We start from the raw sequence: 21,818 nt of genomic DNA on the forward strand, positions 1-21,818 counted from the left end.
CTGGCGGGTGACCCGCCCCCGACGCTGATCCCGCTGGGTCCGGTGCGTAACCGCGACGGCGGGTGGGTGGCGGTCGGGACTGCGGTAGGCCTCGGCGAGCAGCCGATCACGGCGCTGCATCTCGAGCGGGCCGACGGCGTCAAGGCCAACATCGTGGTCATCAGCCTCGACGGCCAGCTCATCGCCTATCGCGACACCTGCGCCCACCAGGGCCTGCCGATCAACGTGGCGCAGCTCGATCCGGCCACGGACACCCTCACCTGTCCGCGGCACGGATTCTGTTACGACGCGCGCTCCGGCGCCTGTCTGAACTCCCCGGGCGCGCAGCTGACGCAGCTGCCCCTGCGGGTGGACAACGGCCAGGTGTGGATACGGCTCGACGCATGACGGCCGGCCACGCGGCACGATCACGCGGGGGCTGTCCGGGCTGTCCGGGCCGCCGGTCCCGGCCATCGCTCCCCGGCCCTCGACGGTCAGCCGGCCTGGCGGATCCCGGAGTGATGCGGCGCCCTCAGGATCTTTCCTGGGGCGCGCTCGCCAGCGGCCACCCAGTATCCGCCGTCAAGGCGTAGGCCCACCTGCGCGGGCGGAACGCACCGGCCGTCGACGCGGTGGGCGTCGAACCCGGTGCCCACTCCCGCGAAGGTCTCGTGGCAGCCCGGGCAGTGGGCGGCGGTCAACGCCGTCCACTGCACGTCGCATCGCCCACAGCCCAGCAGAATCGGGCGATCGTAGTCGACGTCCCGGCCAGCCAATGGCTCGCTCCTCACGCATGTCCGAGCTCTCGCCCTCCGCAACCATGGTTCTTCCGTCCATGTGTCGCGGCGAACGCCGCTCCCCTGCGCTCACCGTCACAGTGCCGCAGACACGCAGACTATCGGTGTATCCACCGCGTTTCGTCCTGTCCCCTCCTCGAAGCTCGTCCAACAGGTCAACGGCAGCGCGAAAACCATGATCTATTGATCTTTGGTTGTTACTGATGGATTCTGGCTGCCGGCCACCCGAAAAACCATGACCGTACGGTCCCCGATCGGCTGCAGAGACGCAGATAGGCGCACAGTACCGGAGGTAGCACCACCCGCGACCGATACGCCGACCAGAAGATCCGGACCAGGACCCGTGCACCGCCGCTGACCGGTTTGTCGGCGCCTACCGAGGGCCGTGACGTCGTCGTGTCGCGCCACCTGGCCAGTGGGCAGCCGTTGGCCTGGTGGTACCAGAATAGTCCCGGGTTGCGCCGGCGGGCCCGGGGACGACGCGGCCGTCCTTCGCCGGCGTATCTTCGACGTTCGAGACCGCTGTCGCGCTCGGACGTCAGAAAGCCGGAAAATCCAGAAAATCCAGGAGGACCGGGAGAGCCGGGAGAGCCGGGAGTCAATATGGGAGACCCGGATCGGAGGATCCGGGTTCCCGGACGCTGTCCGGAGCGGGTCGAACGATCCTCGTGTTCCGGCCGGCGGGCGGTCCGGCGTCACCGCGGGAGCCGGCCGGGACACAACCGTGCGAAACGGAAACAGCGGAACGGAAACAGCGGAACAGAAATACCGGTGGGTCAGGCCGCCTCGGCCGGCGCGTAGGTCTGGCAGCGCGGACCGCACACCCGGATACAGGCATTGCAGCCAATGCACTGGCCGGCGGCATCGATGATCATGATCTTGCGCTCGATGTCCTCGTCGTCGTCGAAGGGATCGACCAGTTCACCCTCGTCGTTCACACCCATCAGCCGGAGCACACCCTGGGCGCAGACCTTGTAGCAGCGACCACAGCCGATACATTTCTTCCCGTCCAACGCCACGATGTACTGAGGTACCCAGGGAGTACCGTCGCGGGTGGCGAACTTCACATGACTCATTCCCAATCTCCTCGGTCCAGAACGATCAGATGGCGCGCTTCACGCCTCTTGTCGGGTCCGTACGGCCGAGCCGCCGGCAGCACGGAAAACATGACCACGCCACCTTCGGCCCGCTACGCAGCGGCGTCCGATGCGCCATATACACGACCTGTCCGAGGAACCGCCCGTGGACGGGAAGCACGGAAGTCGCCCAGGGGCACCTACGACGCCTACAGATCCATCTTGGCGTGAGCCCCGCGGGCGGACACCGTACAAGTACGGAGGTACCTCACCAAACGGCATCTCGGCCTCGGCCATGTGGGCGGACGGCCACTTGACCAGGAGGCGGCGGAACTCTTCACGACCGAGGCCCCGGGCTGTCCGGACGCGCCCGGACGCGCCCACCGGTGGCGGTGAGGCGGCGGGACCCGGGCGGGGGACGACATCGGCACCGACAAAATGTGACGCGCCCACATCCATATCCACCCGGCCGGCGTGTCCACCCCGCCGGCCATCGCGGACGACCCGCCGGCCGAACCACAATCCCTCGACTGTCTTCCAGGAGCGATACAAAGTAAACGGGCTGTTCCAGCCGGCGTGCGCAGGCCTCTCCGGCCGAGGCCCGCGGAGCTGAACGCAGTGCGCCGGGACGGGAGGTGGCGGAACGACGCGGCCCGGCACACCACCGCCTTGTCGGACGGCGCGTGGCGGAATCGTTCCCGGGCCGACCGGGGCACCGGGCAGGACGCCGACCAGAACATACTGCCAACAGCATATGAAAACATAACGACACCAAAATACCAACCGAATATGAACTGGCGCACGAAAGCGGCGGAGGGCCCGAAGAAACACCACCGGCGAGGACTGCCGGGCAACGGCGGCCAAATCATGACCAACCATGCCCGACAGATCTCCCGCGACCGCCGCCCGCGGGCGCGCCCGGACCGTGCCACAACATCCAGATCGGTACCTTGCACCAATCGACCATCGGGGGGATCGCTCGTGACGGACGTTGCGATAGTCGGGCTTTCGGCTCGTTTTCCGGGCGCGGCCAGCCTAGGCGAGTTCTGGCGCCTGATCCAGGAAGCGGGGCCACAATTTCACGAGGTGCCGGACAGCCGATGGATTCATCGGACCTTCTACGACCCGCTGAATCCACGAAGCCCGCATCGGGCCTATACCGACCGGGTCGCCTTCGTCGACGACGTCGACCGGTTCGCGGCGGCGCACTATCGGATCCCACCGCGGCGCGCCCGGGCGATGGACCCGCAGCAGCGGCTGCTGGTCGACCTCGCCCGTGAGGCGCTCCAGGACGCGGGCCTGGAACGCCGCCCGTTCGACCGGGCGCGTACCGGCGTCTACGTGGGCATCAGCCAGTCCGACTATCGGGAGCTGGCCGGCGCCCGGGTGCGAGCGAGCCTGCTCGCGGACGGTTCGCTGCACGGCGGCGAAGCCGATCCGGACCTGCTCGCCGCGGTCGAGCGGGCCGCGGACGCGGGCATCGCCCCACTGCAGGCGTACACCCTGACGGGCTGCCTGCTCAACATGGCGGCCGGGACGATCAGCAGCGTGTTCGATCTCGGCGGTCCCGCGTTCGCCATCGACTCCGCCTGCTCGTCCGTGCTGGTGGCGCTGCATGAAGCGGTCCTCGCGCTGCGCACCGGAGTGTGCCGGGTCGCCCTGGTCGGCGGGGTCTTCCTCAACCTGGCCCCGGACGCGCTGATCTCCTTCTCCCGGGTGGGGGCGCTCTCGCCGAGCGGGGTGTGCCGCCCCTTCGACGAGCGCGCCGACGGGTTCGTCCTCGGCGAGGGCGGCGGGGTCGCCGTCCTGCGCCCCCTCGCGGACGCGCTGGCCGACGGCGACCGGGTGTACGCGGTGATCCGTGGCATCGGCATCACCAACGACGGCCGCGCCGCCGGCCCGATGACGCCGAGCGTCCACGGGCAGCTCGCCGCGCTGCGGGCCGCCTACGCCGACGCCGGGGTGGCCCCGGGCACCGTGACCGTGATCGAGGCCCACGGCACGGGGACCACCGTCGGCGACCGGACCGAGATCGCCGCGCTGCGGGACCTGCGTACGGGCGACCCCACGGCCGAGCCGTGCGACCTGCTCTCGGCCAAGGCCCTCATCGGCCACACCCTGGCGGCGGCCGGGGCGGCGAGCCTGGTGAAGATGGCGCTCGCGCTGTATCACGGGGTCGTCCCGCCGCAACCGGAGACCCGGCCCGACCCGGCCCTGCCGCTGGCCGAGGCCGGGCTGCGCGTCCCGACCCGGCCCCGGGCGTGGACGGACACCGAGGAGCGGCCCCGCCGGGGCGCGATCAGTTCGTTCGGCTTCGGCGGCACCAACGTGCACGTGATCCTGGACCGGGCGCGGCGCCGGGCGGACGGTCCGGCACGATCGGACACCCCGCCACGGAGGCCATGGCTGCTGTTGCTGTCCGCGAGCTCGGTGGAGTTGCTCGCCAGCCACGCCGAGGCCGTCCGGGACACGCTGGAGGCCGATCCGACGATCACACCGGCCGCGCTCTCCCACACCCTCGCCACCCGTGAGCTGCTCCCGGCCCGGCTGAGCCTGGTCGCGGCCTCCCGCGCCCAGCTGTGCCGACAGCTCACCGATGCCGCGGCCCGGCTGCGGGCCGGCCGCCTCNCCGCTGCCCGAGGCGGACCGCCGCAGCGCCCTGATGTTCCCCGGGCAGGGGGCCCAGCGGCCGGGCATGCTCGCCGACCTGTACGGACGGTTCGCCGGCTTCGCCACGCGGGCCGACGCGTCGGACGGCGTCCTGCGCCCGTTGCTCGGCCGTTCGCTGGCCGATCTCGTGTGGGACCCGCGCCCGGACGCCGACCAGCGGGCAGCCGAGGCAGCTGAGACGGCCGAGACGGCTCTGACCGCGACCGAGATCTGCCAGCCCGTGCTCGGGGCGCTGGGAATCGCGGTCGGCGAACTGCTGGCGCGCTGTGGGCTGCGGCCGGACGTCTGCGTCGGCCACAGCGTCGGGGAGCTGCCGGCGGCGGTGACCGCCGGTGCCGTGGACCCGGCCGACGCCCTGCGCTTCCTGGCCGAACGGGGCGCGGCCGTCGCCGGCGCGCAGCCCGCGTGGCGCGGCGGCATGCTCGCGGTCCACACCGGTGAGACGACGTTCCACCGGCTCGCCGCCGGCATCNCCGGCTCGCCGCCGGCATCGACGGGGTGTGGCTCGGCTGCGTCAACCATCCGTCGCAGCTTGTCGCCAGCGGCCGGTTGGACGCGCTGGAGCGGCTTCGCGAACGCGCCGCCGCCGAGGGCATCACGACCAGACAGCTGCGGGTCTCGCACGCCTTCCACTCCCCACTGGTGGCCGAGGCGGACGCCCGGATGGCGAGCACGCTGGCGGCCCTGCCCATCCAGGCCCCGAAAACGATCATTGCCTCCTCGGTCAGCGGGCACCGATGCGACGACCCGCGGGAGCTGCGGGCGCTGTGGGCACGGCACTGCTCGGCTCCGGTGCGCTTCATGGACGCGGTCCGTGACGCGGCCGCGGCGGGCGCACGGATCTTCGTCCAGGCGTTCGGGGGCGACTCGCTGCTGTCCATGGCGCACCGGTCGCTGGCCGGATCGGTCCAGGCCAGGTACGTGGCCCTGACCGCGAGCCAGCCCGACGACGGCCGCACGCTGCTCGCCGGCCTCGGCCAGCTGGCCTGCCTGGGCGTCCCGCTCGACATCCTGCCGCTGTTCGGCCCCGGCGAGCGGGAGCTGGTGACCCTGCCTCCCTCACCGTTGGCCACCAGCGCCTATTCGATACGTATCAACGCCGCCAGCTCGCCGGCCCGGCCCGGCTCGCCGGCCGAGCCCGNCTCGCCGGCCGAGCCCGCCAGGCCGTACAGCGAGCCGGCCACCGCCCCGGCCAGGCGCGGCACCGGGTCGGTCGCCATACCCGGGCAACGCGGCACCGGACCGGACGCGCCCACAGCGGACGACCAGGCCGTAGGCGACGCAACCGCGGGCACCGGCTCCGCAGGTGCCGGGTCCACCGGCAACGAGCCCGTCCGGATGGCACCGGCCGCCACCCAGAGGCGTGTCGGCGGCGCCGGGAACCTCGTCGCGGCCTACCGGCCCGCCCCCGACGGGGAGCGGGCTGCCGCGCGGCCCCGGCGGGGCGAGGTCCCGCTTTCCGCCTCCCGCGACGCTAACACGATCACTTACTCTCCGGAGTCACATATGGACAACGTCATCAGGCTCCTCGACAAGCAGCTCGACCTGCTGCGGGCCCTGTCCGGTCCGGCGGCCGGAGCACCGCGGACGAGCGCCGGCCTGTCCGAGGCAGCCATACCGCGGCAGCCGGCACCTGACGCGCCAGCGGCAGCGGGCGCACCAGCGGCAGCGGGCGACACCGGACCGCTCCCGCAGTCGCTCGTCCCGCCGGGCGGACACGTCCCGGCCGCGGGCCTGGCGCCCACCACGGTGGTGGTCGCACCGGCCCGCGGCCGGGACATACTGCGGGCGCAGGTGATCGAAGCCATCTCCGGGCTGAGCGCCTATCCGGAGAGCCACATCCATGAGGACCACGCCTTCGTGGGGAATCTGGGCTTCGACTCGATCATGATGACCGACCTGGTGAACGCGCTGGGACGCCGCTGGCCGGGCCTGACCGTGCGCACCGAGGACATCGCCGAGATCACCACGGTCGGTGATCTGGTAACCGTGCTGGCCCGACGCGCCGGATCCGCGGGCCTTCTCCCGGAGACGGCTGGCCCGCCGGCCCGGGACTCGTCCGAAACGGCCGGCTCCGGTCAGGCCGGAGCCGGGACCGGCATCGAGGCCGGTATCGACGCCGGCATCGGGGCTGGTATCGACGCGCGGCCGTGGAACTCCCACGGCCCCGCAGCCCACCCGCACCCGTGGGGCACGGGAAACGGGCTGCTCGACACCGTCGGTAACGGCACCGGCAACGGGGCCGGCCACCACCGGACGGACGGCTCTCGAGCGCGCCCGGGCCCCGACAGCACCGCCACCGACGTCACGTCCTTCCCCGAAGTGGTGGCGCTGCGCGAACGCCATGAGCTCGGCGGCCGGCTCGGCCTGCGCAGCCCGTACTTCCTGCTGCACGAGGGGAACGTCCGTGACCGCACGGTCGTGGCCGGCCGGGAGCTGGTGAGCTTCTCGACCTACAACTACCTGGGCCTGTCCGGACACCCGGAGGTCAACGCGGCGGTCAGCGAGTCGGTGGACCGTTACGGCTCCTCCGTCTCGGCCGCCCGCATCCTCTCCGGCGACCGGCCGCCGCACCGCGAACTGGAGGCGGAGCTCGCCACCCTGATCGGCGTGGAGGACTGCGTCGTCCTGGTCAGCGGGCACGCCACCAACGTCACGACGATCGGCCACCTCGTCGGGCCCGACGACCTGATCGTCCATGACGCGCTGGCCCACGACAGCATCCTGCAGGGGGCCCGGCTGTCCGGAGCGACCCGCCGGCCGTTCCCGCACAACGACGTCGCGGCCCTCGACGGACTGCTCGCGCAGGTGCGCCACCGCTTCCGCCGGGTGCTGATCGTCGTCGAGGGCGTCTACAGCATGGACGGTGACATCGCGGACCTGCCCGAACTGATCCAGGTGCGCAACCGCCACGGCGCGCTGCTGATGGTCGACGAGGCACACAGCATCGGCGTGATCGGCGCGGCCGGCGGTGGGGCGGGCGAGCACTTCGACGTGGACCGCGGCGGTGTCGACGTGTGGATGGGCACCCTGTCGAAGTCGCTGGCCAGCTGCGGCGGGTATGTCGCCGGCCGCCGGGCCCTGGTGGACTACCTGCGGTACACGCTGCCGGGCTTCGTCTACAGCGCCGGCCTGACGCCCCCGAACACGGCCGCGGCGCTGGCCGCGCTGCGGGTCATGCGGGGGGAGCCGGCCCGGCTGGCCCGGCTGCGCGAAAACTCGGCCCTGTTCCTGCGCCTGGCCCGCGAGGCCGGCCTGAACACCGGGACGAGCGCCGGGACTCCGATCATCCCGTGCATCGTCGGCGACTCGATACGTAGCGTCCAGCTGGCCAACACGCTGTTCGAGCGCGGGATCAGCGTCAATCCGATCATGTATCCGGCGGTCGAGGAGCACCTGTCCCGGCTGCGTTTCTTCATCACCAGCGAGCACACCCCCGAACAGATCGCGTGGACCGTCGAGACGCTGGCGAGCGAGCTGAACACCACCGTGTCGTCCCAGCTGGTGGACGCCGGATGAGTGCTGTCCGCCGCGCCGGGCCGACGCTGGCGGACGCCCCGGCGGTCACGACGTCGCCCGTCCCGCGCACGACAGCCACCACCGCGCCGGCCGAGCCGTCCGGGACGGCCAAGCCGTCCGGGACGGCCAAGCCAGCGGGGACGGCCGAGCCGGCGGGGAGCGTCGTGAGGCGTGCTGTCATCGGCGGCCTTTTCCGGGGCAGACGGATCATCAGCGCCACCGCGCTCGTCCTCGTCGTGGCCGTCACCACCTTCCTGGTCTGCGGGATGTTGGCGATCGGGCTCTTCACCCTCGCCACCGGCCCCGCCTTCTTCCCCGACGTCCTGCTCGATGCCCTGATCGGCGTTCTGCTCGGCCTCCTGATCATCCGTTTTGTCCCTGCCTCGACGCTCACACGACCGTCCGGTGACCGGGGCCGACGCCGACGCCGACGCCGGGGCCGAAGTCGGAGCCGGGGCCGGGGCCGGGGCCGGGGCCGACCGGTGTCCTGGCCACCGGAGGCCAGCCACAACCGCGGCGGCATCCGCGACCACACGGCCACGGACCACGACGTGGGCGGCGCTTCCCGCGACACCCGTCCCGCTCCCCGGCAGGTGCTTCCCGATCTGGCCGGCGCAGGCCAGGCCGGCGTGGTCGACGCCATTTTCGATCATGGCAGTCGGTTCACCGACCAGCTACGCGCCCTGGAACCGCTGTTCCACCGCGCTCCCAGCGCCCACAACTGCCAGCCGTGGGCGCTGCGCTACCCGTCCGGCGCCACGGACACGGTCGAAGTGGGCTGGGACGGCCGGTACGAACTCGGCCCCAGCGACCCCGTCCGCCGTGACCTGCGCCTGTCGCTCGGCGCGTTCGTCGAGTCCTGCCTGGTCGTCTGCGGCACCGAAGGAGTGGCGGCCCGCTTCGTCGCCGACCACGACGCGGCCGGCCGCCNNNNCGCGGCCGGCCGCCGCGTCGGCAGACTGGTGGCCGCGCCCGAACCAGCGCCCACCCCGTTCACCGTGGCGGACGTCGTCGCGCGGCGCACCTGGCGCGGACGCTGGGCCGACGAGCCGCTGCCGCCGGAGGTCACCGACGAACTCGTCGCGCTCACCGCCGCCGCCGGTGGACGGCTGGTCACGCTGGACTCCGCCGTCCTGCACCCACTGCTGCTGGAAGCCAGCCGCTGGTTCGTCGCGAACCGGGACATCCTGGCCGAGCTGCGGCAGTGGTCACGGCTGAGCAGCCGGCACCCCGACTATCAACGCGACGGCCTCAGCGACGTCGCGCTGGCCCTCACCCGGGTCGAGGTGTGGGGGCTGCGGACGGCGCTGCGCCGCAGGCACCCGCAACCGCGCCGTCACGGCCTGCGCAACGCGTTGGCACAGGGGCAGGCCAGACCGTTCCGGGGCGGCGGCCCGGTGCTGATGCTGCTGGTCCCGGCAGGCACTGACGCAGCCGGTGAGGTGGAGTTCGGACGGCTCGTCCAACGCCTGTGGCTGACACTGACCCGCCAGGGGCTGGCCGCGCACCCGCAGTCCCACCTCATCGACTGCCCGACCACGCTCGGGTCGGTCCTGACACTCACCTCGGCCGTGGCCGAACGGCCACTGTGGATCGCGCGGGTCGGTCGGCCCGACCCGGAACGGCTCCGGCGCGTCCCGCTCTCGGCCCGGCGCGTCCGGACCGTCGGAAGGTAGCGTCCGGACGGCCGCGATCGTGCCCATCCGGGCACGGCGTGCCCTTGCTGGCTGGTCACGATCGCAGGACCATGTGCGTTGTGCTGCTCTTCGACGAAATTATCGCGATCTCCGACCCGGTCGAGCGCGCAGCGGTCGCTCACGATCTGCTCTGGAACGATCATCCTCAGCGGGTGCGTCTGCGTACCGTTCGTGGCCTGGCGATCCAGGAGGCGATCGGCCGGGGTCTGGCCGTCGAGGAGATAGCGGACCGGCTGCGGGTCCGGGTACCCGACCTGACCTGGATGAGCGAGCAGGCAACCTTCGGCCCGAGGGAGCGCACGGCCCCCGGCCCGGGCTGACGCTCCCCGGCTCCCGTCGTCTCGTCATCCCGGGCGCACCGGCATCGCGCGGTCGTGCGCCCGGGCCGTCACGCGTCTGCCGCACGTCTGCCGCACGGCGTTCCGGCCTCGCCGGCGGCCGGTTTCGCCGGGCCCCGCCCGCACGGCAGGCCCGTCCACGGTTGCCGGCCAGCATCCGTCCGGCTGTTCTTCACGCATTTTTTTCCAATTTCCGGTCACGTCGTTTCCGCTGACTATCGACGCTTCGTTGACGGCTCGCCTACGTGCCGAATCACCGGTTCGTGCGGTTCCCGCCGGTATCGGTTCAGCGCCGATTCATCGGCGAGTAATACCGTCCCGGCATTCTTCTACCCGGCGGCATCACCCGGCCCGGGCGAGGGCACAGGTGAATCGCGAAAGGCATGGTGTGGACGGCCCCGGCGAGCCGGCGGCTGTCATGCCCGGCCGCTGGGACGACCACGACAAGGAGGGGACCCGGTCATGAGTTCCGCCTCGGCATCGGACGCTCCCGCCGCACCGCTGGCGTTCGGCGCCTTCGATCCGGCTCGCCGTGCCGACCCCTATCCGAGCTATCGCGCCCTGCGCGCGGCGGATCCCTTCTACCGCGTCCCCCTGGGAGATGGCCGGGCCACCGTGCTGACGCGCTACCCCGACTGCGTGACCGCCCTGTCGGAAGCGGCCTGGGGACGCGGCGAGTCGGGGACCAACGCGTGGCGTCGCGCCGACGCGCTGGACGGCGGGCTGCGATCCTTCCTGCGGATGAACCCGCCCAGCCACACCCGGCTGCGCGGGCTGGTCAGCAAGGCGTTCACCCCCCGGGTGGTCGCCGCCTTCCAGCCACGGGTCACCTCCCTGGTCGACACGTTGATCGACGCAGCGCTCGCACGGGGAGGCGAGATCGACCTGATCGACGCGCTGGCCCGCCCGCTCCCGCTGCGCGTCATCTGCGACCTGCTGGGCGTGCCGGCGCGGGACGAGCAGACCTTCCGGGGCTGGGCCAACGACCTCACCCGCGGGATCGACCCGGACTACCTGCTCACCCCCGACGAGCTGGCCCGGCGCCGGACGTCCTCCCGCGAGTTCGACGCCTACTTCACCGAGCTGATCGCGTGGCGCCGAGCCCGCCCTGCCGGTGACCTGCTCAGTGAACTCGTGGCGGTGCGGGACCAGGGCGACGTGCTCAGCGAGAGCGAACTGCTGGAGCTGTGCGCCCTGCTGCTGGTCGCCGGCTACGAGACAACGGTCAACCTGATCGGCAACGCCGTCCTGGCGCTGCTGCGCAACCCCGACCAGCTCGCCCTGCTACGTACGGATCTCGCCCTCATACCCTCCGTCATCGACGAGACGTTGCGCTACGACCCGCCCATCCAGCTCGTCGGCCGGCTCGCCCTGCGGGACACCGAGATCGCCGGGCACGCGTTCCACCAGGGTGAGATCATCATCATCCTGAGCGCGGCGGCCCAGCGGGACCCGGACGTCTTCACGGATCCGGACCGTTTCGACATCACCCGCTACGCCGGCGCCGCTCCCGCGCACCGGCACCTCGGTTTCGGGCTGGGCATCCACTACTGCCTCGGCGCGCCGCTCGCCCGGCTGGAGGCACGGATCGCCCTGCGGGCGCTCGTCCAGCGTGCCCCGGGGCTCACCCTGGCCGTGGACCCGCCGCCCTACCGGCCGCACCTGACCGTACGCAGCCTCGCGGCCCTGCCCGTCCGGCTGTCCTGAACAGGCCGGATCGTACGGGGCCCGTACGGGGCCCGTACGGGGCCCGTACGGAGGCCGGAGGCGGTACACAGGCCGGGGCAGAGGCTGTGAGGAGGCGGCCGTGTGAGCCGGTCAGGCAGAACCGGCCTGGTCTGACGACCGGCCGGCTGCGCTCGCGGCCGTGAGCGTGGGCGCCGGTGCGGTCGGGTGTGACCAGCCGAAGCGGAGGACGCCGGCGGCCACGGCCGGGCGCAGCAGCGCTGTCGGGGCGTCCACCAGGTTCAGCGTGTTCATCAGGGCGCGCGCCACCGTGGCGTCCTGATGCGCGGCGACCTGCACCCGTTCCGCGTACGGGCCCACCAGCCGGTCACGCAGGCCGCGTCGCCCCTGGACGCCGGGATAGCGCAGGTCGGCTCCGTTGGCCATGTCCCACGCAACGTCCACGACGCGGCCGGCCTGCCGGTAGAAACGGGCCGGCAGATCCGGGCCGGCGGCCCGCAGGCAGTCCCGCAGCGCCCACGCCTGCTGGGCCGCCACGGTCATTCCCTGGGCGTAGAGCGGGTTGAAGCTGCATATCGCGTCACCGATGACGAGGAATCCGGTGGGCGGATTCTTCACCCGCTCGTAGTATCGCCGCAGCGAACTGGTGAAACGGTGGGGCACCGGGTCGCCCAACGCCTCGGTCGACGTGACCAGGTCGTAGATGTCGGGTACGGGCAGAGTTCGGGCGAACGCCTCGAATCCCTCGGGATCCGTCGGCGGATGGTCGCCGAGCATTCCGGCGAGCGTGACGTGCCAGCGGCCGCCCTCCAGCGCGACGGCACCGCCGCCACGGAATCCGGGCATGGTCGAGACTATGACCGAACGCTGGCCGTCGAGATGCTCGGGACGGTGCCGGTAGAAACGCGACGCGTATCCGAGATCCACGTCGGTCCGCCGCTCGGGCGGGGCGGGCAGTTCCAGGGCGGTCAGCCAGTCCGGGCCGCGGGAGGCCCGGCCGGTCGCGTCCACCACCAGGTCCGCGTGGACAACTCCGGTACCGGCACCGCGGGGTTGCCGGGTGACATGCACCCCGATGATCCGATCGGGCGCCTCCGGCGCGGCGACCAGCCCGGTCGCGGACGTCCGCTGGACGAACTCCACGCCGGGGATCACCCGCAGCCTCGCCCGCAGGACGTCCTCCAGCAGCCCCCTGCTGGCAAGCACCGAGGTCAGCCCGGTCGGGGTCGAGCGAACCCGCAGCCCCCGCAGGTACCAGCGGGAACCCACCAGCGTCTCGATCGTGGACGCGCCCCGCTGGGTGAGCTCCGTGGTCAGCCCGGGGAACAGCTCCTCCATGATCTGGCGTCCGCGGTCGAGCAGCCCGTGCAGGTGCCGGCCCTGGGGCACGCCACGGCGGGAGTCGCCGTGGGGACCGCCGTCGAGGAACACGTCCCGTTCCAGCACCGTGACCCGCTCGAAGGTCTCCGAGAGCACCCGGGCGGCCAGCAGCCCGGCCATGCCGGCGCCGAGGACGACCGCGTGGCCACGGCCGTCTTCGGCCGCCCGCGGATGTGACGGCCGGCCGGGCCATGGTTCCAGGGAATCCCCGTCAACGGGGGGAACCACGGGATCGGGGTGTGATTCCCTGGCCGGCGTCGGGAGCACCGCGCCGTTGTCCATCACGCCTCCCGTGGCTGCCAGACGTTCGCCGTCACGTATTCCCGGCCGGTATGGCCCGGCTGTACCGAAAACTTTCCCAGGGCTCGTCCGCGCACCATGGACAAGCCGCCACCAACCAGCTGACCCGGCGATTCCGAGCGCCTTGCCACCAGTATTCTGGAGGCAGCGCCGCTCTGACGTCAACCAGGCCGGCGATGACTGACAAAAATGGTTGCCAGCCTCCGTCAGCCACTGTCAGAGAAGCACAGTAACCGCAGTTCGCAGGCTTGACAACACCTCACCAGGCAGCCCTTGGGACGGCCACACCGATCTTTTGTACACCCCCGGCCACCATCAGTGAATCCAATTGTTCCATTCGACGTCCCAATAGCTGGAGCAGCAGAATCACGGCCATCTCAGGGGCGTCTTGTTCTCGCCCCGAAATGTAAACTCGCCGTTTACCGAACCGCCGGCCGGGCGTGCTGGAATACCGTCCCACCGGGCGGTCCGGTGTGCTCGACGAATGCGTTACCGGCGCCGGGCACATCCGCCGGTGCGGCCCCCGTGGCCGAAGACAACCAGTGACGGCGGCACCGAAGAATCGCGAGAGGGAGCCGACATGGACGTGGCGACAACCCAGGCGGCAACGACCCAGGGGGGCCGGGGAAGCCAGGCGACGACGCCCGTCAGCCCCGTCACGCCGTCCCTGCTGGACGAGCTGTTCGACCCTGCGAACCGGGCCGACCCGTACTCCCGGTACGACCACCTGCGCGACGCCGGCCCCCTGCACATGTCGGACTTCGGGCTGCACGTGGCGACCCGTTACGTCGACTGCGTCAAGATCCTGCAGAGCGCGGACTGGGGGCACGACAAGGAGGCGGAGCAGCTGCACCCGACCATCCCGGCGTCGGCCTTCCCGGACACCTTCCTGTGGATGGAGCCGCCCGACCACACCCGGCTGCGCGGCCTGGTCACCAAGGGCTTCACGGCGCGCCGGGTGGCCGGCCTGCGGCCACGTATCGAGGAACTCGTCGACGAACTGATCGACGCCGCGCTCGACGCCGGCGAGTTCGACTTCATCGAGACGATCGCCTACCCGCTGCCACTCACCATGATCTGCGAGATCCTGGGCGTGCCCACCGAGGACCACCCGCTGGTGCAGAAGTGGTCGCAGGCGCTTTCCCGCGCGTTCGACCCGGACCTCCACATGACCCCCGAAGCGCTCGCCGCCCGTAACGCGGCGCTGCCGGAGTTCGCCGGCTACTTCCGCCAGCTCGTCGACGAACGGCGCCGGCACCCCGGGGACGACCTGATCAGCTCCCTGGCCGCGGTGGAGGACCAGGGCGACCGGCTCACCGCGGACGAGCTGCTCGGCACCTGCATCACCCTCATCATCGCCGGCCACGAGACGACCGTGAACCTGGTCGGCAACGGCGCCCTCGCCCTGCTGCGCCACCCCGACCAGCTCGAGCTGCTGCGCCAGCGGCCGGAGCTGATCCCCCGGGCCGTCGACGAGCTACTCCGCTACGACTCGCCCATCCACATGAACACCCGGGCCGCCAAGCGGGAGCTGGTGGTCGGTGGCCGGACCTTCGCCCCCGGCGAGGGTGTGGTCGCCCTGATCGCCTGCGCGAACCGCGACCCGGCCGCCTACGACGAGCCGGACCGGCTCGACGTCACCCGCTTCCACGGCGACCAGCCGGTCTCCCGTCACCTGTCCTTCAGCCTCGGCCACCACTACTGCCTGGGCGCGCCGCTCGCCCTGCTGGAGATGGAGATCTTCCTGGCCGCGTGGGCGGACCGGGTCGGTACCGCCGAGATCCTCACCGACAGGCCGACGTACAAGCCGAACATCCTCATCCGCGGCCTGGCGGACCTCCCGGTGCGTTTCCAGGCCGCGGCACACTGAAGCCCGCGGGCCCGAAAAATCGAGAGAAATCGAAGAGCCGAAAGGCTGGACGAGACGGGTGCGAGTGGCTGCGTCGCCAGGGCGCCCCGGCGTCCGTATACCGTATGACGATGTTCTCCGATGCCTGGTTCTCCGCTGCCCGCGGCCCCCGCGCCCGCGGAGCCCTCTGATGGCCGGCCAGTCCAGGCGCGGCGGCAGCGGCAGTGGTGTGGCCCGCGGCGGCCAGGGTGGTCGCGCGGCCAAAGCCGGCTCGCACCGCAAGGGGGCGTCGCTCGGCAGCGGAGGGCAGCGGCGGAAGGCCCTTGAGGGACGAGGCGCGACCCCGCCGGCGGAGCTGCGTCCCGGCCACCCGGCCCAGCGCCGGGCCGCCGCGGCCGCGGCCGGCGAGGAGCGGCGGTCCAGAGCGACGCGTGCCACCGACAAGACTACCCATCGTGACGACCGGGACCGTGACAACCGGCCGCGCGGCGCCGGCGCCGGGATCCGTGACGACCGGGCCGGTGACACCGGACCCCGCGGCCCACGTGCGTCACGACAGGGCCGCCCGACCGGATCGGCCCGGCCCGGCCCGGCCCGCGCCGGGCGCTTCACCGGCCGCGCGGACCGTGACGAGCCCGAGGAGCTGGTGGTCGGCCGTAACGCGGTGGTCGAGGCGCTGCGGGCGGGCGTCCCCGCCTCCGTCCTCTACGTGGCCGCCGGGACCGAGTACGACGAACGCCTTGACGAGGCCCGCCGGCTGGCCCCGCGCGCCGGGGTGGCCGTCGCGGACGTCGCGCGCGGCGACCTGGACCGGCTGTGCGGTTCCGCGCCGCACCAGGGGCTGGCGCTGTCGGTGCCGCCGTTCCGCTACGCCCATCCTGATGATCTGCTCGCCCGTGCCCAGGAAGCGCCGCCCGGGCTGCTGGTGGCTCTGGACGGCGTGACCGACCCGCGTAACCTCGGCGCGGTCGTCCGGTCGGCGGCGGCGTTCGGCGCGCACGGGGTCGTGGTGCCCGAACGGCGGGCGGCCGGCGTCACGGCGGCGGCCTGGAAGACGTCGGCCGGCGCCGCGGCCCGGCTGCCGGTGGCGCGGGCGACGAACCTCGTACGCGCACTGACCGGCTGGGCGCAGGCCGGCCTGTTCGTGGTGGGGCTCGCCGCGGACGGCGAAATCAGCCTGGACGAGCTGGAGATGGCCTCCGACCCGCTCGTGCTGGTCGTCGGTTCGGAGGGCCGCGGCCTGTCGCGGCTGGTCGGGGAACGCTGCGATCTGACCGTGCGGATCCCGATGGCCGGGGATGTCGAGTCACTCAACGCCGGTGTCGCCGCGGGCGTGGCACTCGCCGAGATCGCCCGCCGCCGCCGGCTGGACGCGGCGGAGACGCACCCACGCTGACTCCCCCGGCAACAGCCCGCAAGCCGCAGGCAGCACTCCGCAGGCAGCACTCCGCAGGCAACACTCCGCAGGCAACACTGTTGCGTCTCTGGCGGCCGGCGAGCCTCTGGCAGTGCTGTGATCGTTGTGATTCTGATGCTGTTCCAGCAGCACCAGAATCACAACGATCATGCTGGCCGGGCTCAACCGGCCTCGGACCCGGCCGGCTCTGAAGTGGGCCGGCAGCGGTAGTCACCGCGCTACTGGCCGGCTGCCTGCGACCAGTGCGCCGCCGCGGCGGGCGTGGACGGCACGCCGGGTGTGGGCAGCACGGTCGGCGTGGGCGCTGCGGCTGGCGTGGGCGACGCTGCCGGCGCAGGTGATGCGGTTGGCATGGGTGACGTGGCCGGCGTGGGCGGCACAGCTGGCGTCTGCCGCGCAGCTGGCGTGAGCGGGGCGGCTGGTGCCGCTGATGTCGCCGGTGTGGAGCGTCCGGTCTCGTCGTCGAGGATGGCGACGGTCCGTTCGAGCAGGGAGCGGAACTCCTCCGACTCGGCGGGCGTGAAGACCGCGGTGAGACGCTGTTCGACCGCGAGGGCGACGGTGTCCGCCCGGTGCAGCAGCGTCCGGCCGGGCGGGGTCAGCCGGCACTGGAAGACCTTCGCGTGGACGTCCGACTGCTCACGCACGACTAGCCCCTTCGCCTCGAGCGTGAGCAGCAGGCTCGCCATCGACTGGGGCGTGACCATACATCGGCGGGCGAGCTGGGCGCCGGAAAGCCCCGGCGAGTCGGCAAGCGTGAGCAGCACCGTGTACTGCGGGACGGACAGGCCGACGTCACGCAGCGCCCGGGTCTTCTCCCGGATGAGCGCCTGCTCGGCCCGCTTGATCGAATGCCCGAGGCGGGATACGGCGACAGCGGACGATGGTTCGTCCCACTCCATTTCGTGGCCTCTCCTCTCGCATACCGTCTCGCATACCGTCGGTACCCCCGGGCGGATACGCCGACCACCACCGGATGGATACACCGACCAGCGGGCCCGGATATCCCGAGCCTGTCACGTCAGCGGCATGGAAATGGCGGCGCCAGCACTCTAATACTCCCTACCCGCCCCCAACCGGCGGCGGCACATAAACCGCCATCCGTGGTGACGGCGTGGATACGATGATGTGTCAGGTAGTTGTGACGGCGCGCTGGCCGGTCGGATCGCCAACCTACCGGAAACCCAAAACAATGGCCAGCGGACACCGGTGTGGGTGGATTCACACGGCGTGTGCGGCCTCACAAGAATCCGGCCGCGCCGGATCATGACGCTCTTCCGCGGTTAGCATGGCTTCTCACGCTTCAGCGAGGAGGCGGGCGAAAATGACTGTCAGGACGACGATGGCTGTCAATATGTTCGGGCCGGAACGCGGGCCGAGGTTCAGCAAGTTCTCCGAACTGGTCGCCGACGACCTCCGGGGCAGGATGGCGCGCGGCGAGGTCAGGCCCGGCGAGCATCTTCCGCCGGAGAGCGAGCTGATGGACATCTATGGTGTCGCGAGGCCGACAATGCGCGAGGCGCTGCGCATCCTCGAGTCCGAGTCCCTGATCGTTCTTCGGCGCGGCTCCCACCTGGGACCGCTCGTTCAGGAGCCGGACACCCGGGTGCTCGCCCGGCAGACCGGCCTGCGGCTGCAGATGCAGGGCACCTCCGTCCGAGACCTGCTCGAGGCGCGGGCGGTGATGGAACCGGGGGCGGTGGCGCTGGCCGCGGCCCGCCGGAGCGGATCGGACCTGCGGGGCATCCGCGACTGCCTGCTGGCCGCCGGCCGGTCACGCAGCATTCTCGATTTCTCCCGGCCGTCCGCCGAATTCCGCATCCTGATCGTGCGGTCATCCCACAACAGAACCCTCATCCTGATGGCGGAACTCGTGTCGGCCCTTCTCCGAAAGGAGCACGAAGCAGCCCTGCGGAACATCCCCGAGGCGGCCGGACAGCAGTTCATCCGGCGGTCACTCGCCCGCTACGAACGCCTGACCGACCTGATAGAAAACCAGGACGTACGAGGCGCCGTCGAATTCTGGCAGGACAACGGAACAACCGACACGGAACTCGAGACGGAACTCGAGACGGACAACGCCTCCCAACCGGGCCCGATGCTCGCGGTCTACTCCTGACCAAGCAGCTCGGGACGCGATTCCGACGCGGCAGCCCCCACTCCTCACGACCGGGGATGCGTGGTCACCCACAGGCCGGGCGCATCCCCGGCCGGCACCTCGTCAACCCCCGGCAGCGTCAACCCCCGGCAGCGGCGCCGGTACGGCCGACGGCCGACGGCCGACGGCAGATGGCAGATGGCAGATGGCAGAACGGTGACGCGACCGGCGTCCCAGCGATCACTCGGCCCCGAGGCGCGTGATCCTCCCTCGATGCCCTACGCTAGGGAGCGTCCTCGGACCGGCCGGCGTGGCGCAACTGGCAGCGCACTCGACTTGTAATCGAGCGGTTAGGGGTTCGAATCCCCTCGCCGGCTCCCTCCTGACCTGGGCCTTCGCCACCGACCCGGCCCCAAAGTGATCGTTATGTACCCAGCGGTGTACCCAGGCCATCTACGCCGTCCGTTTCGCCCTTGCCCGGTTCGTCGGTGGCCTCTGTAGCCTTCTCGTCTTGATCATCACCCATGACGAGGCCATCGAGACGCGCCACGGCGTCTTCCTGCGCCTCAGGTAGGACGTGGGCATACGTGTTCATGGTGAGGTTGATCGTGGAATGACCGAGCAATTCCATGATCACGCGCATGGGGACGCCTTCGGCAACGAGGAGTGTCGCGAATGCGTGTCTGAGATCGTGAAGCCTCACCCACGGGAGCCCGGCCGCCGTACGGATCGCAGTGAACCGTCGATTGACGTTGCGTGGGTCCAGAGGTGTGCCGATCGCCGAGGCGAAGACAAGATCATGATCGATCCAGTCCGGGCCGGCGGTGGCCATGGCGCCTTCCTGGGACCGGCGATGCTCCTTGAGAATCTCGACGAGAGAGCCCGACAGCGGCAGCGTCCGATGTGACCGAACGGTCTTGGCCGGCATGAACATCAGCTTTCCGTTCGCGCGTTGCAACGTGCGTCGGACGTGCAGCGCCCCTGCGTCAAAGTCGATGTCGGCCCACCTCAGGCCGAGGATCTCCCCTCGCCGCAGCCCCAACATCAGACCACATATGAAGATCGGCCCGTACGGGTCGTCGTGCATCGCCCGGCTGAGCGCCCGGACGTCATCGACGTGGAGGGCACGGACCCGCCGCAGTGGCACCGACGGTCCCTTGACCGCCTTCGCGACGTTGCGAGGCACCAGGTCGAGCCGGTGAGCGTCCGCAAGCGCGTTACGCAGCACCCCATGGATGAACTGGAGGCTACGGGGCGAGCGTCCTGCTTCCCGAGCTTTCCCGATCACCCTGGTGACGTCGGACGGGGTGAGCTTCAGGAGCTGAACCCGGCCCACCACCGGCACGATGTAGAGATCGACAGCCCACTTGTACCCGGCGACGGTGGTAGGACGGGTACCGTCCTCGCTCTTCATCCGAACCCATTCGGTCAGCCACTCCGAAACGGTCCGGTTCGGGGCATTCAGGTTCACACCCTGTTCCGCGGCCTTCTGAACCTCCTTGAGTTTGCGTCGGCATTCCTTCTCGGTCTTGGCGTAGACGGTCTTGCGGACCCGTTTCCCGTCGATCCAGCCGAGATCGACTCGCCCGACCCACAGGCCGTCACTGGCCCGCTGGAACAGCGCCCCGTCCCCGTGGCTTCGCCGACGGCCCCGGCGAGCAAGGGTGTTCGGCACCTGGCGGTCCGAGTCTTGACCGTCAGTGCCGGTTGGCTCGTCGCCGTCGGTGGGTCCGGTCGGGCCTTGGCGTTTGCCGGACATGATGAAAGATCACTCCTTGCCGAAAGAGGTGAAGGCGAAGACGGAGGAAGCCGCCGGAGGCTTGCCGGTCGCCAGGTTGCGTGCTTGCCGTTGGGTCCGGTCCTCTGGGCGCGGAAGGGTCTGCCGGGGAGCCGGCCGCGTCCAGGGCGCTGATGCGTCACTTCGTGATCGGCTTCGCCGACCCTGGACCCGGCCGGCTCCCCGGCAGGTAGTGCGCCTACCAGAGGAACGGGAAAGAAATGGGGAAGGGAGAAGAACCGCGCGGGTCAGCGCATGGCCGGGATGCGCGGCGGGTCGCCGATTCCTGCGGGCAGCAGCGCCGACGTTCCAGGGATCGCCCGGAAGATCAGGGTGATGTCGATGTCGCCGAAGGCTTCGGTGAACACGGTGTCCACCGGTACCGCGCCGAGCGCCGAGCTCACGTCGACCGGGTCGGCACCCGGCCGGACGGTCACCGCGTAGTCACCGGAGTGGGACCGCTGAACGGTCACGAACGGCGGTTGGCTGGACGGGGTGCGCCACGGGCCATGGTCAGGCGGAATGATGGGCACAGGTCTGCGCTCCTTGGATGAGAAGGGGTGCGGATCTAGGTCCCGGTGTGGTGTTCCAGCACCCGCCGGGACCGCCTATTGGATCTTTCAGGATCGGGTCGTTGCGAAGCCTCCCGGGTGGGCCACGAGCCAGCGCGTTGGTCCGGGTGGATTGCCGAACATCTGCGACCCGTCGCCCCTGCCTGACCGCGATCACGCCGCCACCTCCCCATCGGAGAGCCCACGGAGCCGATCGACGTAGGCGACGAGCGCCGCCCGCGGTATCCGCCGCGCCCGCCCGATCCGGACAGATTCGATCTGTTCGGCGTTGAGGAGCTCGTAGACCGTTGTGCGGCTCACGCCCAGCAGATCAGCGGCTTCGGTCGGAGTGAGAAGGAGCTTGTTCACAGTTCCTCCGATGGTCGAGTCAGGCCGCATCGGGCACCCTCGTGCCGGTTGCCGAAACAGCGTCGGGATGGCCGCGGGCGGCACGAGCAACATCCCATTGGGCGCGCCAGCGATGCCGGTCGGCGACCGCGCGCAGCAGCAGATGTTCCCGTCGGGGCGCGGCCGGGTCGCCGGGGCGCAGAAGTTGCCAGGCCACCCGGTCGGGCGTGCCGCCGGTGTCGGTGTGACCGAGAACGGCAAGCTGTTCCCGGATCCACGTCTTCCGATCTTCCTTGTGATCGGCAAGGGTCTTACCCGACCATTTCCGGGAGACGA

General features: G+C 71.1%; 15 protein-coding genes, 1 tRNA gene and 3 pseudogenes (1 of these 19 running past the window's edge). 11 read left to right on the forward strand and 8 right to left on the reverse strand.

Features of this window, described 5'->3' with window-relative positions:
* Nucleotides 1–387, forward strand: partial view of a NifU family protein gene (locus FrCorBMG51_RS19815; protein WP_047224547.1) — the end only. The gene continues 531 nt to the left of window position 1, outside the view; the window shows 387 of its 918 coding nt (coding positions 532–918); the start codon falls outside the window, past its left edge; the stop codon is at nt 385–387.
* 86 nt (nt 388–473) lie between these two features.
* Here FrCorBMG51_RS19815 and FrCorBMG51_RS19820 read toward each other — a convergent pair whose 3' ends face one another.
* Nucleotides 474–770 (reverse strand): FDXHR family putative zinc-binding protein, encoded by a 297-nt coding sequence (locus FrCorBMG51_RS19820; RefSeq protein WP_235433747.1) that lies wholly within the window; start codon nt 768–770, stop codon nt 474–476.
* 782 nt (nt 771–1,552) lie between these two features.
* Nucleotides 1,553–1,852, reverse strand: a complete 300-nt coding sequence (gene fdxB / locus FrCorBMG51_RS19825; protein WP_047224548.1) for a ferredoxin III, nif-specific — start codon at nt 1,850–1,852, stop codon at nt 1,553–1,555.
* Nucleotides 1,853–2,719: 867 nt separating this feature from the next.
* On the opposite strand from fdxB, the pseudogene FrCorBMG51_RS19830 reads away from it, so the two are divergent.
* The 6 genes and pseudogenes from FrCorBMG51_RS19830 to FrCorBMG51_RS19850 form a co-directional block, all read left to right on the forward strand.
* Nucleotides 2,720–4,372 (forward strand): annotated as a pseudogene (locus FrCorBMG51_RS19830) (beta-ketoacyl [acyl carrier protein] synthase domain-containing protein); the annotation flags it as partial.
* A gap of 175 nt (nt 4,373–4,547) precedes the next feature.
* Nucleotides 4,548–4,898 (forward strand): annotated as a pseudogene (locus FrCorBMG51_RS34110) (acyltransferase domain-containing protein); the annotation flags it as partial.
* Between the two features lie 110 nt (nt 4,899–5,008).
* Nucleotides 5,009–5,365, forward strand: a pseudogene (locus tag FrCorBMG51_RS32690) (acyltransferase domain-containing protein); the annotation flags it as partial.
* 495 nt (nt 5,366–5,860) lie between these two features.
* A complete protein-coding gene (locus tag FrCorBMG51_RS25630; protein WP_338052777.1) occupies nt 5,861–8,041 on the forward strand; it encodes an aminotransferase class I/II-fold pyridoxal phosphate-dependent enzyme in 2,181 nt (726 codons plus the stop codon).
* Between the two features lie 1,747 nt (nt 8,042–9,788).
* Nucleotides 9,789–10,058 carry a hypothetical protein gene (locus FrCorBMG51_RS19845; RefSeq protein ID WP_047224549.1) on the forward strand — a complete coding sequence of 90 codons (270 nt, stop codon included), beginning with the start codon at nt 9,789–9,791 and terminating at the stop codon, nt 10,056–10,058.
* Nucleotides 10,059–10,538: 480 nt separating this feature from the next.
* Complete coding sequence (locus FrCorBMG51_RS19850) at nt 10,539–11,783, forward strand: cytochrome P450 (protein ID WP_047224550.1); 1,245 nt, start codon at nt 10,539–10,541, stop codon at nt 11,781–11,783.
* Between the two features lie 111 nt (nt 11,784–11,894).
* Here FrCorBMG51_RS19850 and FrCorBMG51_RS19855 read toward each other — a convergent pair whose 3' ends face one another.
* Nucleotides 11,895–13,424 (reverse strand): NAD(P)/FAD-dependent oxidoreductase, encoded by a 1,530-nt coding sequence (locus tag FrCorBMG51_RS19855; RefSeq protein ID WP_047224551.1) that lies wholly within the window; start codon nt 13,422–13,424, stop codon nt 11,895–11,897.
* A 598-nt stretch (nt 13,425–14,022) separates the two neighbouring features.
* On the opposite strand from FrCorBMG51_RS19855, the gene FrCorBMG51_RS19860 reads away from it, so the two are divergent.
* The gene (locus FrCorBMG51_RS19860) at nt 14,023–15,312 is read left to right on the forward strand and encodes a cytochrome P450 (protein ID WP_047224552.1); all 1,290 of its coding nucleotides are present in this window, start codon (nt 14,023–14,025) and stop codon (nt 15,310–15,312) included.
* 169 nt (nt 15,313–15,481) lie between these two features.
* Nucleotides 15,482–16,687 (forward strand): 23S rRNA (guanosine(2251)-2'-O)-methyltransferase RlmB, encoded by a 1,206-nt coding sequence (gene rlmB / locus FrCorBMG51_RS19865; RefSeq protein WP_076842500.1) that lies wholly within the window; start codon nt 15,482–15,484, stop codon nt 16,685–16,687.
* Nucleotides 16,688–16,926: 239 nt separating this feature from the next.
* Here rlmB and FrCorBMG51_RS29920 read toward each other — a convergent pair whose 3' ends face one another.
* A complete protein-coding gene (locus FrCorBMG51_RS29920) occupies nt 16,927–17,610 on the reverse strand; it encodes a MarR family winged helix-turn-helix transcriptional regulator (protein WP_200902522.1) in 684 nt (227 codons plus the stop codon).
* 422 nt (nt 17,611–18,032) lie between these two features.
* Between FrCorBMG51_RS29920 and FrCorBMG51_RS19875 the strand changes: the two genes are divergently transcribed.
* Together FrCorBMG51_RS19875 and FrCorBMG51_RS19880 are read left to right on the forward strand one after the other, a co-directional pair.
* Entirely contained in the window at nt 18,033–18,827 is a 795-nt protein-coding gene (locus FrCorBMG51_RS19875; RefSeq protein ID WP_162233252.1) for a FadR/GntR family transcriptional regulator, read from the forward strand.
* A 283-nt stretch (nt 18,828–19,110) separates the two neighbouring features.
* Nucleotides 19,111–19,183 (forward strand) — tRNA-Thr (locus FrCorBMG51_RS19880).
* Nucleotides 19,184–19,230: 47 nt separating this feature from the next.
* On the opposite strand, the gene FrCorBMG51_RS19885 is transcribed toward FrCorBMG51_RS19880, so the two are convergent.
* The 4 genes from FrCorBMG51_RS19885 to FrCorBMG51_RS27300 all read right to left on the reverse strand — a co-directional run.
* Nucleotides 19,231–20,481, reverse strand: a complete 1,251-nt coding sequence (locus FrCorBMG51_RS19885; RefSeq protein ID WP_047224564.1) for a tyrosine-type recombinase/integrase — start codon at nt 20,479–20,481, stop codon at nt 19,231–19,233.
* A 350-nt stretch (nt 20,482–20,831) separates the two neighbouring features.
* Nucleotides 20,832–21,116 (reverse strand): hypothetical protein, encoded by a 285-nt coding sequence (locus tag FrCorBMG51_RS19890; RefSeq protein ID WP_047224554.1) that lies wholly within the window; start codon nt 21,114–21,116, stop codon nt 20,832–20,834.
* A gap of 192 nt (nt 21,117–21,308) precedes the next feature.
* The gene (locus FrCorBMG51_RS19895) at nt 21,309–21,503 is read right to left on the reverse strand and encodes a helix-turn-helix domain-containing protein (RefSeq protein ID WP_047224555.1); all 195 of its coding nucleotides are present in this window, start codon (nt 21,501–21,503) and stop codon (nt 21,309–21,311) included.
* Between the two features lie 19 nt (nt 21,504–21,522).
* The coding region (locus FrCorBMG51_RS27300; protein WP_338052776.1) for a replication initiator at nt 21,523–21,818 on the reverse strand (296 nt) is incomplete at its 5' end.

The organism is Protofrankia coriariae, assembly GCF_001017755.1.
GTDB classification, from domain to species: Bacteria; Actinomycetota; Actinomycetes; order Frankiales; family Frankiaceae; genus Protofrankia; species Protofrankia coriariae.